This window comes from Algibacter sp. L3A6 (assembly GCF_009796825.1).
In the GTDB taxonomy this organism is placed as follows: domain Bacteria; phylum Bacteroidota; class Bacteroidia; order Flavobacteriales; family Flavobacteriaceae; genus Algibacter.
Genome location: NZ_CP047030.1, coordinates 4,588,942 through 4,607,612, shown reverse-complemented (window position 1 = coordinate 4,607,612; position 18,671 = coordinate 4,588,942). Strand labels below are relative to the sequence as shown.

Sequence of the window (18,671 nt, the reverse complement as noted above, 5' to 3'; positions counted from 1 at the left end):
AATGAATAGTAAGTTTCTTGGAACTGGAGTGGCATTGGTAACGCCTTTTAATGATGATTTAACAGTAAATCATGAAGCATTAACCAATATTGTAAACTTCAATATTGATAATGGCACAGAGTATTTGGTAATTAGCGGTACAACTGCCGAGAGTGTAACAATTACTAAAGACGAAAAGAAAGCTATTGTTGCAACTATTGCTAAAGCTAATAACGGTCGTGTGCCCTTAGTTTTAGGTATTGGTGGCAATAACACTATGCAGGTTATTGAAGAAATTAAGACAACAGATTTAAGTGGTATAGATGCTATTTTATCGGTTACACCTTATTACAGTAAGCCAACTCAAGAAGGAATTTATCAGCATTTTAAAGCTATATCCGAAGTTTCGCCTGTAGACATTATACTTTATAATGTACCAGGTAGAACATCTAAAAATATGGATGTTAATACAACTTTAAGATTGGCAAACGATTTTAAAAATGTTATTGCTGTAAAAGAAGCAGGAAATAACGTGGCTCAATATTTACAATTAATAAAGAATAAACCAGAAGATTTTTTAGTGATTTCAGGGGATGATGATTTAGCATTATCTATTGTTTTAGCAGGTGGGGCTGGAGTTATCTCTGTAATAGGGCAAGCTTTTCCTAAAGATTTCTCTGAAATGATTCGTTTAGGATTAAAAGGAGATAATAAAGCGGCTTACAAACTTCATTTTAAATTAATGAATGTTATCGATTATATATTCGAGGAGAATAACCCCTCTGGAATTAAAGCCGTTTTTCAAGCTTTAGGCTTATGTGAAGATACTGTGAGGTTGCCTTTAGTGCCCGCAACAGATGCTTTAAAGCAAAAAATTAAAGATTTTGTAGAAGCTTATTAAATATTTTTTCAGTGTTAAATATAACTTAAACCTTATGATTACTGGGTTTAAGCCTCTATTTTAGCAAAAGTTTGGATTGAAAATAATATTTTTAATATCCATATTATTAACCTAATTTTGCATCCTCTTTTATATTTATGAAAAAGTTTTTTTACATTTTATTAGTATTCACTGTTTTAAGTAGTTGTAGCGAGTATCAAAAGGTTTTAAAATCTGAAGATATTGCCACTAAATTTAAAATGGGTGAAGAATTATATAACGAAGGTAAGTTTGCTAAAGCCAATAGGTTATTTGCTCAAATTGTACCTAATTATAGAGGAAAGCCTCAAGCAGAAAAATTAATGTATTTATATTCTAATTCTTTCTATGAAATGGGAGATTATTATGTAGCAGGGTATCAGTTCGAGCGTTTTGCATCAAGTTATCCAAATAGTGAAAAGCAAGAAGAAGCTTCCTTTTTAAGTGCAAAAAGTTATTCAATGCTTTCACCAGCTTATACTAAAGATCAAAAGCAAACGGTTGAAGCTATTGAGAAATTGCAAACATTTATTAATGTGTTTCCAGAATCTAAATATGTTGCCGATGCAAATACTTTGGTACAAGAGTTAGATTTTAAATTAGAGAATAAAGCATATAGTATAGCAAAGCAGTACAATTTAATATCAGATTTTGAAGCGTCAATAAAATCATTTAATAATTTTATTTTCGATTTTCCAGGATCTTCTTTAAGAGAGAAAGCTTTGTTTTACAGATTAGATTCTGCACATAAATTAGCAATGAATAGTGTAGAACGAAAAAAAGAAGTACGTTTAAAACAAGCTAAAGAATTTTACGAAAGCTTTAAAAAAGCTTATGTAAACTCTGAGTTCATTTCGCAAGCAGATGATATGGCAGGAGAATTAAACGGCGCTTTAGAAAAATATAGCACAAAAAGTTAAATAACAAGACCAAAATGGATTTAAAGAAAACCAATGCTCCCGTTAATACGATTACGTATGATAGAAATCAAATAGATGAGCCAACAGATAACATCTACGAGTCAATTTCAATCATATCAAGACGTGCAGAGCAAATTAATACGGAGATTAAAAAAGAATTAATCGATAAGTTAGAAGAATTTGCTACTTATAACGATAGTCTTGAAGAGATCTTTGAAAATAAGGAGCAAATTGAGGTGTCTAAATTTTACGAAAAATTACCAAAACCTCATTCATTAGCTGTTCAAGAATGGTTAACAGATAAAATTTATTTTAGAAATACAGAAGAAGATACTCAAGAGTAAATTCTTAAATTTCTTTACAATATTTAAACTCCAAACCAATTATAATAATAGGCTTGGAGTTTCTTAGGTTATTAAGTAAATATTAAAATTGAATCATCTATTTTATGAGTATTTTAAACGGTAAAAATGTACTGTTAGGAGTTACAGGAGGTATTGCAGCTTATAAAACGGCTTCATTAGTTAGGTTATTTGTTAAATCTGGAGCAAACATAAAAGTCGTGATGACGCCTGCGGCTAAAGAGTTTGTTACGCCTTTAACCTTATCTACACTTTCTAAAAACCCGGTACATTCTACTTTTACAAATGAAGAAGATGATAATGCTACTTGGAATAATCATGTAGATTTAGGACTTTGGGCCGATGTTTTTATTATTGCGCCTGCCACAGCTAATACCTTATCTAAAATGATGAATGGTGCTAGCGACAATTTACTTCTAGCGACATATTTATCAGCTAAATGTCCGGTGTATTTCGCACCAGCAATGGATTTAGATATGTATAAGCATCCCGCATCATTAGAATCTTTTAAAAAACTTAAGAGTTTTGGAAATATTATGATTCCTGCTGGAAGCGGAGAATTAGCGAGTGGTTTAGTAGGCGAGGGCCGGATGGCAGAACCAGAAGATATTCTGTCTTTTATTGAACAAGATATCTTAGGGAAATTACCACTACGCGGAAAAAAAATATTGATTACTGCTGGACCAACTTATGAGGCCATAGATCCTGTGCGTTTTATTGGTAATCATTCTAGTGGAAAAATGGGTTTTGAAATAGCAAAAGCATCTGCCAACCTTGGAGCCGAAGTGGTTTTAATTTCAGGACCAACACATCAAAAAGTATCACATTCTTTAATAAACGTAGTGCCGGTTGTTAGTGCTGCTGATATGTATAATGCGGTTCACGAGCATTTCAATACTGTTGATGTTGCTGTGCTTTCTGCAGCAGTTGCCGATTTTACTCCAAAAGAAGTTTCTAATCAGAAAATAAAAAAGAAAAGTGATACGTTAACGTTAGAGTTAGGGCGTACTAAAGATATTTTAGCTTCGTTAGGCGATATTAAAACAAGTCAATACTTAGTAGGTTTTGCTTTAGAAACTAATAACGAGCTCGAAAATGCAAAAGGAAAATTAAAAAGAAAGAATTTAAATTTAATTGTTTTAAATTCGTTAAATGATAAAGGCGCTGGTTTTAAAGGTGACACCAATAAGGTTACTTTTATTGATGATGCTGGTAATATTACCGAAAATAGCCTAAAATCAAAAGCCGATGTGGCGATAGATTTGTTAAATAAAATTATTGAAAATATACATGCGTAACATATTAGTTGTTTTATTGTTAGTATTAAGTTTCACGGGTATTTCGCAAGAACTAAACTGTAAAGTGATTGTTAATGCGCAACAAACCGGAAACGAAAACTTTCCTATTTTTAAAACTCTAGAAAAACAACTTACCGAGTTTGTAAATAAAACAAAATGGACTAACCAGAAGTTTGCACCACAAGAGCGTGTAGATTGTAGTATGTTTATTAATATCATTGAGTATAGCGGAGAGTCTTTTAGTGCAACGTTACAAGTGCAATCTTCTCGACCAACTTACGGCTCATCATACAGTTCTCCAATTTATAATTTTAACGATAAAGATTTTAATTTTAGATATTTAGAATTTCAAAACCTAATCTTTAATCCTACGCAATACGAATCTAATTTAGTTTCTGTGTTAGGGTTTCATGTATATATGGTTCTCGGTTTAGATGCCGATTCATTTGCCGAAAAAGGTGGAGATCCTTATTTTAAACAAGCGCAAATTATTACTAATTATTCGCAGCAAAGTAATTCGGCAGGTTGGAAGTTAGAAGATGGTTTACAAAGTCGTTTTGCACTTATCGATAACATCATGTCGCCTACGTTTAAAGAGTTTCGTGAGGTTATGTATACTTACCACAGAGTAGGTATGGATGTTATGGCAGAAAATAATAAAAAAGGTAAAGAAGAGATTGCATCGGCACTTTCTACATTTAAAGATATGAATAGTCGTAGACCTAATTCTTTTTTATTACGAACGTTTTTTGACGCAAAGGCCGACGAGTTAGAACAAATTTTTAGCGATGGTCCAAACGTAAATATTGCAAGTTTAAAAGAAACACTGCAACGTATTGCGCCCATGCATAGTTCTAAATGGAGTAACATTAAGTTTTAGAATAACACTTTTATACTAACAACTAAATATTAAGTCTAACATAAAAGACTACAAAAAATGCTAACATCGCTTTCTATAAAAAATTACGCATTAATCGATCATTTACAGGTTAATTTTAACGATGGTTTTTCTATAATTACAGGTGAAACTGGAGCAGGAAAATCTATCCTTCTTGGTGGTTTATCTTTAATTTTAGGTAAACGTGCCGATTTAAGTAATTTAAAAGATACTTCAAAAAAGTGTATTATTGAAGCTGTTTTTAATGTTTCAAACTATAAACTGAAAGCTTTATTTGAAGCAGAAGACTTCGATTATGAAGAACAAACTATTATCCGTCGAGAAATTTTGCCTTCAGGTAAATCACGAGCTTTTGTAAATGATTCTCCTGTAAATTTAAAAGGTTTGCAGGTTTTAGGTGAACGATTAATTGATATCCATTCTCAGCATCAAACCATGCAATTAACCGATAATGGTTTTCAATTTCAAATAATAGATGCTTTAGCTAATAACGATACTATTTTACAAGATTATAAAATTGAATTAAAAGGCTATAAAAAACTCCAGAAGGATTTAAAAGAACTTTTAACCTTTCAGGCGGAAGCCATTAAAGAGCACGATTACAACTCATTTTTATTGAGTGAATTGGTAGAAGCTAATTTAGTTGATGGTGAAGTGGAAACGCTAGAGGAGGAGTACGAGACTTTAAATAATATTGAAGGCATACAAGAAAAACTATCGGAAGCACATCAATTATTATCAGAAGAAGAAATTGGAGTTCTAGGGAGTTTAACCAACTTGAAAAATGTATTTCAGAAGTTATCTGGTATATCTTCTAAGTACGAAGATTTGTTTAACCGTGTTAACAGTAGTCTTATTGAAATGGACGATGTTTTCAGCGAGGTAGATACTTTGCAAGAGGAATTAGATGCCGATCCGGCTAGATTAGAAGTTGTAGATGCAAAACTTAAGGCTATTCATAATTTAATGCAAAAGCACGTTGCGGAAGATGTAGCAGAGCTTATTCAAATTAAAAATGCATTAGAAGAAAAAGTTTCGGCAACAGAGAGTTTAGATGAAAATATTCAGAAAAAAGAAAATGAAATTTTAGCTAAAACTAAGCAAATAAATAAAATTTCAAAAGAAATAAATAAAACACGTGTTGCTGTAATTCCGCAGTTAAAAAAGGAATTAGAAACTATTTTAGCGAGCTTAGGGATGCCAAATGCTCAGTTTAAAATTGAAGCGACATTAAAAGATGCCTTTTTTGCAAATGGCCAAGACGAGCTAACGTTTTTGTTTTCTGCAAATAAAGGAGGTCAATTTAACGAACTTAAAAAAGCAGCATCTGGTGGTGAGCTATCACGAATTATGCTTGCTATTAAATCTGTTCTATCAAACTACATACAATTACCGACTATTATGTTTGATGAAATTGATACTGGAGTTTCTGGTGAGATTTCTAACAAAATGGGAGATATTATGCAGGATATGAGTAAGACCATGCAAGTGTTTTCTATTACGCATTTACCGCAAGTTGCAGCTAAAGGACATTCGCATTTTAAAGTTTATAAGGAAGATGTAGACGATGTTACCCGTACCAATTTAGTAAAGTTAAATCGCGATGAGCGTATTGTAGAAATTGCACAAATGTTAGGTGGAATAGAAATGTCGTCGTCAGCCATTGCACATGCTAAGGAATTACTAAATTAAAAAAACTAAAGCTTTTAAGATTTAAAGTTTAAAGTTTAGTATTTTTGCGGCGTTAAATTAATCAATAAATTAAAAATACGGCCCGTATTATAGCCTTGTAAAGGGAGATAACAGCGAAACAAACCAGAACAAACGTTTTGTTGAATTAGGGAAATAAACCAATTAATATGTACAATTTACTAAAAGGAAAAAGAGGAATTATTTTTGGAGCATTAGATGAAAATTCAATTGCTTGGAAAACTGCAGAACGTGTTCATGAAGAAGGCGGAACTTTTGTTTTAACAAACGCGCCAGTTGCCATGAGAATGGGACAGATTAATGAATTGGCTGAAAAAACTGGTTCTCAAATTATTCCTGCTGATGCGACTTCGGAAGAAGATTTACAGAATTTAGTAGAGAAATCTATGGAAATTCTTGGAGGTAAAATTGATTTTGTTTTACACTCTATCGGAATGTCTATTAACGTACGTAAAGGAAAGCATTACACCGATCAGAATTATGCATGGACCCAAAAAGGAACAGATGTTTCTGCAATGTCTTTTCATAAAGTTATGCAAACGCTTTACAAAGCAGATGCTATGAACGAGTGGGGTTCTATTGTTGCTTTAACTTATATGGCTGCACAACGTGTGTTTCCTGATTATAACGATATGGCTGATAATAAAGCATATTTAGAGAGTGTAGCTCGTAGTTTTGGATATTTCTTCGGAAGAGATAAAAAAGTACGTGTAAACACTATTTCTCAATCGCCAACACCAACTACTGCAGGTAGTGGTGTAAAAGGTTTTGATGGTTTTATTGCTTACGCTGATAAAATGTCACCACTTGGTAATGCTACAGCTTTAGATTGTGCAAACTACACTGTTTCTATGTTTAGTGATTTAACTAAGCGTGTAACACTGCAAAACTTATTCCACGACGGAGGTTTTAGTAATATGGGTGTTAGTGACGAAGTAATGAGTGCATTTGTTGCTGCTGAAGAAAAATAGAAAATAAAGATTATATATTATGAAAGCCACCTGTAAAAGGGTGGCTTTTTTGTTACTTTTGTGTTATGCAGTTAGAGTTTTCATTCATAATTCCGGTTTATAATCGACCAGACGAAACCCAAGAACTTTTAGAGAGTTTTGTGGGCTTAAAAACGGATACAGATTTTGAAATTGTTATCGTTGAAGATGGTTCTACTTTATCATCAAAATCAATAGTAGATGCTTTTAAAAATAAGTTAAATATTTCTTATTATTTCAAAGAAAATTCGGGGCCAGGAGATTCTAGAAACTATGGAATGCAAAGAGCTAAGGGGAATTATTTTATCATTTTAGATTCCGATTGTATTTTACCATCACAATATTTATCTGAAGTTGAAAAAGGGTTAGAAGCTAATTATGTAGATTGTTTTGGAGGGCCAGATGCCGCACACCAATCGTTTACTAATTTACAGAAAGCTATTAATTTTTCAATGACTTCTTTTATCACTACAGGCGGTATTAGAGGGAACAAAAAAAGTGTAGATACCTTTGAGCCACGGAGTTTTAATATGGGGTTATCAAAAGTAGCTTTTCTTGCTTCTTCTGGTTTTGGACGTATACATCCTGGTGAAGATCCCGATTTATCTATTCGTTTATGGAATTTAGGTTTTAAAACCACTTTAATTCCTGAAGCTTTTGTATATCATAAACGCCGCATTTCTTGGAGTAATTTTTATAAGCAGGTTCATAAATTCGGAATGGTAAGGCCTATTTTAAATAGCTGGCACCCTTCAACTAAAAAAATAACCTATTGGTTTCCTACGTTGTTTTGTTTCGGCTTTGTGTTTTCTATTTTATTGCTTCTTGTTAATATTAATTTTGGCTTAATAGCTTATTCGTTGTATTTCGGAGTTGCCCTTTTATTAGCTTTAATTTCTACCAAAAATATCGTAGTTTCTATTTTGGCAATACCGGCAATAATTATTCAATTTTTTGGTTATGGTTATGGGTTTTTGAAATCGACAATAGCTGTATCTGTTTTAAATAAGGATCCTGAAAATCACTTTCCTAAATTATTCTTTAAATCGAAATGATAAAAAAATTAAAGTCTCATTTATTATCTTCTATAAAAAGTAAAAAAATCAATATTTTTCTACTCTTTCTGGTGTCGGCTTTCATTATCTTGATTTTTAATAAACTATCTAAAGAATATACTAATACTCTAGTGTTTAATATTGAGATGGAGCATGTGCCTCAAGAGCATGTTATTTTGAATGATAGTACTAATTTTTTGGCCATTACCTTAAAAACTCATGGCTTTAAATGGTTAAATTATTACATGAGTTCGCCTAAAGTTAAAATTGATTTTGCTAAAGATGTTTACAGAAAAGATTCGGCTTATGTTTGGCACAAATCGATTAAATATTTGGCAAATACACAATTTGAAAGTCATGTAGAATTATTAAATATTTTGCCAGATACGCTTTACTTTAAGTATGGTGTTAATTTGGTGAAAAAAGTACCTGTTAGGTTAAAATCGGAGGTAAGTTTTTCTTTAGGTTATGATGTAGCTGGAGATTATAAATTACAACCAGATTCGGTTACTGTAATAGGTCCAGATGTTTTGGTTTCAAAGTTGAAGTTTATTGAAACAAAGCCTGTAAATTTAATAGATGTAAAAAGTGATATTACTAAAAACTTAGAATTAGAGCTTCCTAATATGGACGATTTAAAATTTTCGAGTAGAACAATTGTGTTAAAAGCTAAAGTTGAAAAGTTCACAGAAGGAAAATTAAAGATTCCGGTTCATATTATAAACACGCCAGATTCTTTAAGAATAAAATATTTTCCAAAGGAAATTAACGTATCTTATTATGTGAGTTTAAAAAACTTTAATAGTGTTACTGTAAAAGATTTTAAAGTGGTTTGCGATTATAGTAAAGTCACCAAAGGCTCTACGTTAACGCCAGAATTGGTTAAAATGCCAGAACAGGTTAAAAATGCAAGAATAAATCAGCAATTAATAGAATTTATTATAACGAAATGATTGTAATAGGGCTTACAGGTGGTATTGGTAGCGGGAAAACAACCGTAGCAAAAATGTTTAAGGCATTAGGTGTGCCAGTATATATTGCCGATGTTGAGGCCAAAAAACTGATGCTTAAGTCCAAAATTATTAAGCGTAAACTTATTGCGTTGTTTGGGGAAGAAGCTTACGTGGATCAAAGTTTAAATAAGCCATTTATTGCTAGTATTATTTTTAATGATAAAAATATGCTAAACCAAATGAATGCTATTATTCACCCAAGAGTGGCTAGGCATTTTGAAAAATGGACAGCCAAAAAAAAATCAGTCTACGTAATAAAAGAAGTCGCTATTTTATTTGAAAATGGAGGTGATAAACTCTGCGATTATATTATTGCTGTAACGGCTCCTAAAGCAGCTAAAATAGAACGTGTTTTGGAACGCGATAATACTACAGAAGAAAAGGTAAAAGCGATTATGGATAACCAATGGAGCGATGCCGAAAAAGTAAAGCTTTCGCATTTTGTTATCGAAAATATTGACCTCGAAAAAACTAAAAAACAAGTAGCTTCTGTACACGCTCAGATTCTTAAAAAAATACAGAAATCATAGAATTTTAACATTTTTGTTAATGTAAGGTTAAAAGCTGTTTTAGTAAATGTTAAAATGTTAATTTTGAATAATGAGCAAACGTATAATTTTCGTTTTAATATTGTTAATGAGTTTATCTTTGATAGGGATAATTTCTATCCAAGCTTACTATATTAACAATTCTGTAAAGAACGAAAAAGAGCGTTTTAGAAGTAGTGTAAAAACAGCACTTTACTATGTTTCCAATACTATTGAAACTAAGGAAGAGGCAGAGTATGTTTACAAACTTCAGAATTTAGTTTTGCAAGGTGTATCGGTAGATACGGCTGCTATTAGAAACTTAAATATTATTCAAGAAGACTCCGATTCAAAAGAAATTGTAGTTTATAGTAGTGGTATTTTAGAAGAAAATTATAAGCTGAGTTCACCGCTTTTTGACATGGGGTTAGATACTATAAATGTGAAACGCATTTATAACGAACGCCAAACAAGAGTTTATAGTAATAAAGAGTCGGATTTAGATTTAAGTTCGAATGATAAATTATTGGTTTTAGAGAAGATGTCTACAACCGATAAAATTTTATTTGAAGATCTTTATAAAGATATTGCACAAAGGCGACCAATTCATCAAAGAGTTTCTAGAGAAATGATTGAAGAAATGCTAGATCGCAAGTTAAAAGAAGATTCGATTAATATTAATTTCGAATTTGCTATTTACAGTAACGATTTGGCAACAAAAATTCAGAGTGATTCCTTTGATTATGATAAGGCTTCAACGTATTCTGTGCCTATTTTTTCTAATATGAATACGGGAAGTCCGTATAAATTATTGGTAAATTTCCCGGAAGATGGTAAGTTTATTTTGTCGACTATAATTGGTATGATTTTGCTATCTATAGTGTTTACGTTAATCATTATTATGGCGTATACAGGAGCGCTTTATCAGTTAATGAAACAACGTAAAATTTCGGAAATTAAAACCGATTTTATAAATAATATGACGCATGAGTTTAAAACGCCAATTGCGACTATAAATTTAGCTTTAGATTCTATTAAGAATCCTAAAATCATTGGAGATCGTGATAAGGTAATTCGTTACTTAAACATGATTAAAGAAGAGAATAAACGTATGCACGCACAAGTAGAAAATGTGTTACGTATTTCTAAACTTGAAAAGAATGAGCTAAATATAAGTAAAGAGCGCGTTGATTTTCATGAGTTAATAGAAGATGCTATTACCCATGTGGAATTGATTGTGGAAGACAGACAAGGCTATATCCATACGCACTTGGATGCAGAAAGCACATCGGTTTTAGCAAATGAAACGCACTTTACAAATGTGGTGGTAAATATTTTGGATAATGCCATTAAATATTCTCCAGAAGCCCCAAAAATAGACGTGTATACGGAAAATGTTGGGACTAATATTATATTGAAAATTAAAGACCAAGGTAGCGGAATGAGTAAAGCTGCCGTAAAACGTGTGTTCGAAAAATTTTACAGAGAACATACTGGAAATATACATAATGTTAAAGGCCATGGACTTGGTTTAGCATACGTGAAACGCATAGTAGATGACCATCAAGGTTATATAACAGTAGAAAGTGAAAAAGACAAAGGAAGTACTTTTACAGTAAGGCTTCCGTTAATATCGTAAATTATGGAAGAGCATAAAAAAAGAATTTTATTAGTAGAAGATGATCCAAATTTTGGAACCGTACTTAAGGATTATTTAATGATGAATGATTATGACGTAACGCATGCCAAAAATGGTATGGAAGGTTTTGAAAAATTCAAAAAGGATGATTTCGATTTATGTATTTTAGACGTTATGATGCCGTATAAAGATGGCTTTACTTTAGCTAAAGAAATACGTGAAAAAAACACCGATGTGCCTATTGTTTTCCTAACGGCTAAAACCATGAAGGAAGATGTGCTTAAAGGTTATAAAGTAGGAGCAGACGACTATTTAAACAAACCGTTTGATAGTGAGGTGTTACTAATGAAAATAAAAGCTATTATTCAAAGAAAAGCAACAGAAACAGTTTCTGATAGTAAACAATTTGAATTTAAAATTGGTGGCTTCGACTTGAATTCTAAACTTCGTTTTTTAAGTCATAATGGAGCAGAACCTGTAAAGTTATCGCCTAAAGAAAATGAGTTGTTACGTTTGTTAGCATTACATGAAAATGATTTAATGCCTCGTGAATTAGCACTGACTAAAATATGGAGAGACGATAATTATTTCACGTCCAGAAGTATGGATGTTTACATTGCAAAGCTTCGTAAGTATTTAAAATTAGATCCAAAAGTAGAGATACTTAATATACATGGTGAAGGATTTAGATTAGTTGTAAATAGCTAATATTTCAACATAAATAATATTTAAAACCTGTTAGTTTATATGAATTGACAGGTTTTTTTATGGTATATATTTTACTTCGGAAATAGATGTTTAACGCGTATTCTGTTAAGTTTTATTTTGATGTTTAAACTTTAGAAAACAGATTGAAATCTAATATGTTGAAATCGTTATTCGATGATCTATAATTCAGGAACCGTTACAGTTTGACAACTAAATTGTTCTTCTGGGCAAGCATCAGTAATTAGGCCATAACAAACCTCGTATGTTCCTGGCTCTAGGGATATAAAAAAGTTTCCTTGATCAAAACCCTCTCCCTAAGCTGTACTTTTATATTCCCCATCCAAATAATATTTTAGATCATAACTAGCTTTAATACTAGTGCCATCTAATACATCGAAATTTGGTTGTATTTGGTAAAACCCTTCAGAAAATAAAGAGATGTTAAAATCAGGGGTAAAGCAATCGGCTACTTCTATAGTTTCACAGCTAGTTCGTGTTTCTGTACAGTCGTTTGTGGTTAACTCAAAACAAACTTCATGGGTTCCAGGCTCTAAAGTTGTTCTAAATTCACCATCATCCCAAGCAGCACCTAAGGCTTGATATTTATATTCACCATCTACAAAAAACTTTAGAATATAACCTTCTTTAATTTCGGTTCCATTTAATATTTCAAATTCAGGAGAAAACACATAAGATGTTCCTGATGTGTGTTCTGTAGTGAAAGTAGGCTTAAAACAATTTTCTAATGTGTCATCATCATCTTCACAAGAAGTAATCGCAATACAAGCTAGTATAAGTGTAAAGATGGTACTTTTAAACAATGGAAAGAAACGTGATTTAAATTTCATAACAATTAAGGTTAAGGAGTTAAGTGTTTGCTTTTTTCTTTTTACATGATGTACAAATGTACTTTTTATTGTGTAAAGTTTTTCTTCGTAAAGTTGTTTTTTCTTTCAAATTAGAGCAAATAAAGCATTATTATATATGCTTCAATAATTTATGTTTTTACTTAAAAACAAAGCAATAAATTAACAATTACAGTGTCGGTTTTAGGGAAACAAAAAAACACTTCAAAGTGAAGTGTTTTTTTTTGTTTTTAGAGAGTTATGGAACTTTTTTAAATACGAGCAGATAACCATTCTTTTAATTCGTAGAAGTTTTGCGGAGCAACACCGTGCCCAACAGGAAATTCAGAATATTTATGTTTTATGTTTAATTTACTTAAATAAGGCGCATTTTGTCTTGCCCAATCTACAGGTATAACCTGATCTACACTACCGTGAGAGCAGTAGAAATCTAAATGGGCATAATCTTCTTTTTGAATAGGTTTCGGGAAAATATCTGGATTAACATAACCACTTAAAGCTACAATGTTTTTTATTTTTTCAGGATAAGTTAAAGCTACAGCATAACTTAAAATACAACCTTGGCTAAAACCTAAAAGTGACACACTATCTTTGTTTACTGGGTAGGTTTCAATAGCTTCATCTATAAATTTAGCAATCAAATCTCGAGATAAAATAGCTTGTTCATTATCGCTCCATTTTCCTTTTTCAGCATCAAAATTAATAGCATACCAAGCATTTCCATGTGGTTGCATTGGGTAAGGTGCTTTTACTGAAATAATAAAAAGTTCTTCTGGTAATTCGTTTGCAAACGAAAATAAATCGTTTTCATCGCTTCCATAACCATGTAGTAAAATGAGTAATGGTGCATTTTCTGTTAAAGATGATTTACGAATTATATGTTCTAAAGATAGATCTTTATTCATTTGTGTATGGGTTTAAACATCAAGAAGTTTCTTGCTGTTTTAATAGTTAGGTTTATTTTTTAAATTTCAAAACTCTTGTCTTTATTTGCCAAGGTTAGCAAACATTCTTTGATATAAAGCGCCAACCAATGGTATAGGTTGTGCTTTTTTGCCAACAGCGTTTCCAAATCCAAAAACGAAAAGTACTGCAAAAAATATGTAGAATCCCATAGATACTAACCAACTATTAAAACTACCAACAATATAACCTAATGCAAAAAAGGTTAACCAAAGGCCTAAGGATTGCCTGATGTGGAAGGTAGCAAACTCACTCTTTTTTTCGTTGTTTAAATAGAATGCTATTATAGTTCCAAATATGGTTAAATAGCTAATTATAGCGTTTTTGCGCCCTATTTCAATATCTTGTACTGTCATTTAAATTATGAGTTTATAGAAACTTTATTGTTAGAAATAATACCGTAAACTTTACCTTTTAAAGCTTCACCTTCAAAAATGGCGTTTTTAGATTTCGATATGATGTCATTTTTAGAAAACGTGTATTTTGTATCCGGATTAAATAAAGATAAATCTGCTTTGTTGCCAATATTTATCGGTGTGTTTTCTAATCCAAATCTTAATTTTCCTTTGGTTAAAATATCAATAGTTTTCTTAATGGTGAATAAGGATTGAAGCGCACCAAAAGCCGATTCTAAACCAATAGTACCATATTTAGCATGGTCGAATTCAATTTTTTTATGTTCGATATCTATTGGGTTGTGGTCGCTGGTTACCATATCGATAGTGCCATCTTTAAGACCTTCAATTAAGGCATCAATATCACTTTGTATGCGTAAGGGAGGTAATACTTTAAAATGCGTGTTAAAATCGCTTAATGCTGCATCAGAGAAATATAAGTTATGTATAGCAACGCTACAAGTAATGTTGAGTTTTTTCTGTTTGGCTTCGCGTATTAATTCTACCGATTTTGCAGTAGAAATAGTTGGGATATGTAATTTTCCACCGGTGTATTCTAGCAAAAATATATCGCGTGCAATTTGTAATTCTTCTGCCATAGCAGGTATACCTTTTAAACCAAGGGTAGTACTTGTAATGTTTTCGTTCATTACACCGTGACCTGCAATTTTATTTTCCTGAGGAAAAGCACAAATTAATCCATCAAAATTACTGGCGTATTGCAACGCGATTTTCATGAGGTTAGGATTAGAAATTGGCTTTTTATAATCGTAAAAAGCTACAGCTCCGGCAGATTTCATATCGTATAATTCGGCTAAATCTTCTCCTTTACTTCCAACAGTTAAAGCGCCTATAGGCAATAAGCTTACGGCATGGTTTTGCGCTTTAGCATTTACAAATGTAATATTAGAGTTAGAGTCTATTACTGGGTTGCTATTCGCATTCATGGCTACTGCTGTAAAGCCATATGCAGCCGCGGTTTTTAAACCATTTTCTATGGTGTCACGTTCTTCAAAACCGGGTTCTCCAAAACTCACGCTACTATCAAACCAACCTTGAGAAATGTGTAAATTATCAAGTTGAATTTCTTGGTATTTGTTGGTGTTTTTAATGGATTTAGCAATGGAAGTAATCACGCCATTTTCAATTAATATATCCTGAGTACTGTTATGAAACTCGCTTTTAGAATCTATTATCGTGGCCGATTTTATAAGTATGTTCATTTAAAATATTTTAATATGCACATTTCAGTAAGTAAAAACGCTAGTGCAAAAATAACAAACCATTTCCATAGCGCATTAATTTTTGAGTCACTTTTTATAGTATCGAAAACTTGAGCAACAGAGTTGTTTAGGTTTATGTTTTCTGTGGTAGATAAGTTGGAGTAAAGCAGGTTGCTTTCCGTTCTATCGTAATTATAACTTACGTTTTTAATAACGTCGGTTTTGTTTTTTATGTTGTAAATATTAGCAGTATTCGGTGTTTCAGAAGTTTTAATAAGCACTTTGTTATTAAAAAGCTGCTGTTCCGGAATCATATTTTCCGTTTGGTTGCTCAGCGCTAATACGGCATCTTGTTGCAATTGCGTATTGACTTCAAAGCTATTATTTTTCCCGATGGTATAATATAGCTCAGGGATTTTAAAACTATACTTCCCAATATTGTAAAGCGTAGGTACAATTAGCGGCGAATTTTTAAAGTTGGAATCTTCTTTATTTAAGGCCGAAGTAAATACAAAAGTATTTTTATTCTGAAACAAAAAAGGAGCGCCATCTTCATATTTAAGAATTGAGGATAGACTTGCAGAATTTATATTATAAAATCCGTTAACTTTCGGATATTGAAAATTACTAACCTGTTTCTCAAATACCCCATTGTTAAATAAAGGATGCGAGTAATTGATAGTTGTGATGCGTTTTTCAGTTTTATTGAAACTCTTAAAAGTAGACTGAAAACTTTGCAGCAAATTGTTGTAAGCGTCTATAGTAATATTGCTAGAAGGTATAACAACAAGCGAACCACCTTGGCTCGTAAATTGTTTTAGCGCAGTAGTTAAAGCATTTGGTATGGTGTTAATTTCATTTAAAACAACTAGATTTTGCGATTCTAAAATGTTATAGTTTAACTGGTTTAAAGCAGATGATGTGTAGTTGAACTCACTAACCGTATAAATACGTTTTAAAAAATCATCATTGGCTTCGTTTATTGCTAATACATTAACTTTTTCGGTGTTATTAATGTTGAAAAACAAGCTGTTATCAAACTGTAAACTCGCATCATCAATACTTATTTTACCGTTTATTATTTTATTTGTTGGTAGTGTAAAGGTCGTGCTCGCTTCTTTATCTATATTTACCGATGTTTTTGCAATTAGAGTGTCGTTATTAAAAAGTGAAACGGGTAGATTCTCTAAAGGTTTTCCCGTGTTTTTCAAAAGGACACTTAATTTAATTTCAGAGGCTGTTTTGTTTGAAATAAAAGCGCTATCAATAGCGATGTTTTCGTTGTTTACAGGTTGAAGTTGAACAAAATAATTTGTTTTCAAAGAGTCTTTCTCAATTGAAAAACCTTGATTACTATCTTGAAAATCTGAGATGTAAATTAAGCTTTTTAAGCTGCTTTTTTGATTGCTAAAAAAGGTGTTACTTTTTAAATAGGCCGCTTGAGACGTTAGTGGAGTAGCGGCGTAGCCAAGTTGTAGTAAATCGTTTTTTATACTTTTAATGGTTACGTTTTTATAGACGTTGTTATTGGTTAAAAGTGTTATGTTTTCGTTTTCAGGAACATGCGCTATAATATCTTGTATGGCTCTTTTTAAAAGCTCGCCTTTATTACCTTTAGCTTGCATGCTAAACGAATTATCTAAATAAATTACCGTTTCTTTTTTCGATTTAAAAGCGTTTGTTTTTGCTGTAAAAGGTTGAGCAAAGGCTAATACAAGGCAGGCTAATAATAATAAGCGCGTGCAGAGAATAAGCCATTTTTTAATTTGCGAACTTTTTCGAGCTTGTAGTTTTGCTTCTTTTAAAAAAGCAACGTTGGTAAAATCTACTTTTTCAAATTTACGTAATTGAAATAAGTGAACAATTATAGGGATAAGCAGTAAAAATAAGGCGTAAAGAAGTTCGGGGTGTTTAAACTGCATGTTTTTTTATAATTACACAAATATAGAGAATGAAAAAAATAATGCCATCAATTCACGAATATTTTTCTAACAATAAACTCAAAAAACACAATTAACAGAAAAAGACATAATCTTCAATTGGTTTTAAGTTAAGTCCTTCCAGATATTCTAAAATATCTTTCTGTTCGGTTTTATTAGCTACAGTAATAATGCTTTGTGCGTGGCCAGTTTCAGCTAAATAATTAAAGGGTTTAAGAATTACGCCATAGATGTCGCGACCAATTTTGTTAGGGTTATCGCAAACCCATTCAAAAGGTATCTTTTTTTCAATCAGTTTTTTAGCAATGGTCTTTCCTTTTTTTCCAGCGCCCCAAATTACCAAGGTTTTGTCGGGATTGTAATCGAGTTCTAGAAAATATTTCAACTTAATATCAATAAAATGATTTTCAGCATAATGCACATGCGTACGTGAAGTACGGGTATTATAATCGCGCCAATTATGTAAAACTTCGTTACAAGGGATACATTTAAAACCATGTTTGTAAAACCGAAAAGCTAAGTCGTAATCTTCAGGATATAAGTTTGGGTTAAAGGCATCGCAAGCAATAAAATCACTGCGGTAAACCATCCAGCAAGGCGACGGAATAACACATTCTTTATAAATTTCAGAAAAATTAATTCCTTTTTCAGTTAAACCATTCAACCAAACTTCATAGCTTTTATAGCCATCTTTTATGCCATCTTCAGCAAAATAATTAACCAACCCAACGGCAACATGTTGCGTGCCGTGTGTTGTTAAATTATGTGTTAAAACCTCAATTTTGTTGGGTAGCATAATATCATCGCTATCCATACGTGTAATGAGTTCGCCGCTACTTTTAGAAAATGCGAGTTGCAATGCATTAATAATTCCGCTTCCTATATTCTTATAAAGTTGTATTCTTGCATCCTTAAGCGCGAAAGAGTTTACAATATCAAAACTATCGTCAGTAGAACCGTCGTCTATAATAAGTAATTCCCAATTGGAATAACTTTGATTTAGAATAGAGGTTAGGCACGGTTTTAAATACGCTCCGGTGTTTTTAAACGGAATGAGAATACTGACTAATGGTTTTTGCATGTTGCGAATTTAACAAAACCTTAGGAGAATAATATGTAACAGAATGGTAATTTCGATGTCAATTATTTATATCTAAGTAGTCTGCATGAATCTGCTAAAAATTCTATGCGTTTAGTTAAAATAGAGTGATTATAAATCCAGGTTGTGCCAGACCAAATTCATGCACAGCCATAATTAAATTAAAAG

The 18,671-nt window shown here is 31.9% G+C and carries 18 protein-coding genes; 12 read left to right on the top strand and 6 right to left on the bottom strand.

Features of this window, described 5'->3' with window-relative positions; all coding sequences use genetic code 11:
* Window position 1 precedes the first annotated feature (1 nt).
* The 12 genes from dapA (at window position 2) to GQR98_RS18835 (ending at window position 12,017) form a co-directional block, all read left to right on the top strand.
* Window positions 2-880, top strand: coding sequence for a 4-hydroxy-tetrahydrodipicolinate synthase (dapA, locus tag GQR98_RS18890; protein WP_159021027.1), 879 nt, complete (start codon window positions 2-4; stop codon window positions 878-880).
* 137 nt (window positions 881-1,017) lie between these two features.
* Complete coding sequence (locus GQR98_RS18885) at window positions 1,018-1,818, top strand: outer membrane protein assembly factor BamD (protein WP_159021026.1); 801 nt, start codon at window positions 1,018-1,020, stop codon at window positions 1,816-1,818.
* 14 nt (window positions 1,819-1,832) lie between these two features.
* The gene (locus GQR98_RS18880) at window positions 1,833-2,162 is read left to right on the top strand and encodes a DNA-directed RNA polymerase subunit omega (protein WP_159021025.1); all 330 of its coding nucleotides are present in this window, start codon (window positions 1,833-1,835) and stop codon (window positions 2,160-2,162) included.
* A gap of 104 nt (window positions 2,163-2,266) precedes the next feature.
* The gene (gene coaBC / locus GQR98_RS18875; RefSeq protein WP_159021024.1) at window positions 2,267-3,478 is read left to right on the top strand and encodes a bifunctional phosphopantothenoylcysteine decarboxylase/phosphopantothenate--cysteine ligase CoaBC; all 1,212 of its coding nucleotides are present in this window, start codon (window positions 2,267-2,269) and stop codon (window positions 3,476-3,478) included.
* Window positions 3,471-4,358 (top strand): DUF4835 family protein, encoded by an 888-nt coding sequence (locus GQR98_RS18870; protein WP_159021023.1) that lies wholly within the window; start codon window positions 3,471-3,473, stop codon window positions 4,356-4,358. The genes coaBC and GQR98_RS18870 overlap by 8 nt, the downstream gene beginning before the upstream one ends.
* 57 nt (window positions 4,359-4,415) lie before the next feature.
* On the top strand, window positions 4,416-6,068 hold the full coding sequence (recN, locus tag GQR98_RS18865; RefSeq protein WP_159021022.1) for a DNA repair protein RecN: 1,653 nt from the start codon (window positions 4,416-4,418) through the stop codon (window positions 6,066-6,068).
* Between the two features lie 167 nt (window positions 6,069-6,235).
* Window positions 6,236-7,057, top strand: coding sequence for an enoyl-ACP reductase (locus tag GQR98_RS18860; RefSeq protein WP_042502818.1), 822 nt, complete (start codon window positions 6,236-6,238; stop codon window positions 7,055-7,057).
* 65 nt (window positions 7,058-7,122) lie between these two features.
* On the top strand, window positions 7,123-8,130 hold the full coding sequence (locus tag GQR98_RS18855) for a glycosyltransferase (RefSeq protein WP_159021021.1): 1,008 nt from the start codon (window positions 7,123-7,125) through the stop codon (window positions 8,128-8,130).
* The gene (locus GQR98_RS18850) at window positions 8,127-9,083 is read left to right on the top strand and encodes a YbbR-like domain-containing protein (RefSeq protein ID WP_233268051.1); all 957 of its coding nucleotides are present in this window, start codon (window positions 8,127-8,129) and stop codon (window positions 9,081-9,083) included. Before GQR98_RS18855 ends, GQR98_RS18850 begins: the two co-directional genes overlap by 4 nt.
* On the top strand, window positions 9,080-9,673 hold the full coding sequence (coaE, locus tag GQR98_RS18845) for a dephospho-CoA kinase (RefSeq protein WP_159021020.1): 594 nt from the start codon (window positions 9,080-9,082) through the stop codon (window positions 9,671-9,673). Before GQR98_RS18850 ends, coaE begins: the two co-directional genes overlap by 4 nt.
* A 106-nt stretch (window positions 9,674-9,779) precedes the next feature.
* Complete coding sequence (locus GQR98_RS18840) at window positions 9,780-11,309, top strand: sensor histidine kinase (protein ID WP_159021019.1); 1,530 nt, start codon at window positions 9,780-9,782, stop codon at window positions 11,307-11,309.
* 3 nt (window positions 11,310-11,312) lie between these two features.
* The gene (locus tag GQR98_RS18835; protein WP_159021018.1) at window positions 11,313-12,017 is read left to right on the top strand and encodes a response regulator transcription factor; all 705 of its coding nucleotides are present in this window, start codon (window positions 11,313-11,315) and stop codon (window positions 12,015-12,017) included.
* A 314-nt stretch (window positions 12,018-12,331) separates the two neighbouring features.
* On the opposite strand, the gene GQR98_RS18830 is transcribed toward GQR98_RS18835, so the two are convergent.
* The 6 genes from GQR98_RS18830 to GQR98_RS18805 form a co-directional block, all read right to left on the bottom strand.
* The gene (locus GQR98_RS18830) at window positions 12,332-12,865 is read right to left on the bottom strand and encodes a hypothetical protein (protein ID WP_159021017.1); all 534 of its coding nucleotides are present in this window, start codon (window positions 12,863-12,865) and stop codon (window positions 12,332-12,334) included.
* A gap of 269 nt (window positions 12,866-13,134) precedes the next feature.
* Window positions 13,135-13,788 (bottom strand): alpha/beta hydrolase, encoded by a 654-nt coding sequence (locus GQR98_RS18825; RefSeq protein WP_159021016.1) that lies wholly within the window; start codon window positions 13,786-13,788, stop codon window positions 13,135-13,137.
* Window positions 13,789-13,869: 81 nt separating this feature from the next.
* The gene (locus tag GQR98_RS18820) at window positions 13,870-14,202 is read right to left on the bottom strand and encodes a hypothetical protein (protein WP_159021015.1); all 333 of its coding nucleotides are present in this window, start codon (window positions 14,200-14,202) and stop codon (window positions 13,870-13,872) included.
* Window positions 14,203-14,207: 5 nt separating this feature from the next.
* Window positions 14,208-15,464: a dihydroorotase gene (locus GQR98_RS18815; protein WP_159021014.1), complete on the bottom strand. Its 1,257-nt coding sequence runs from the start codon at window positions 15,462-15,464 to the stop codon at window positions 14,208-14,210.
* On the bottom strand, window positions 15,461-17,386 hold the full coding sequence (locus tag GQR98_RS18810) for a BatA domain-containing protein (RefSeq protein ID WP_159021013.1): 1,926 nt from the start codon (window positions 17,384-17,386) through the stop codon (window positions 15,461-15,463). Before GQR98_RS18810 ends, GQR98_RS18815 begins: the two co-directional genes overlap by 4 nt.
* A 91-nt stretch (window positions 17,387-17,477) precedes the next feature.
* The gene (locus GQR98_RS18805) at window positions 17,478-18,485 is read right to left on the bottom strand and encodes a glycosyltransferase family 2 protein (protein ID WP_159021012.1); all 1,008 of its coding nucleotides are present in this window, start codon (window positions 18,483-18,485) and stop codon (window positions 17,478-17,480) included.
* Between the last annotated feature and the right edge of the window lie 186 nt (window positions 18,486-18,671).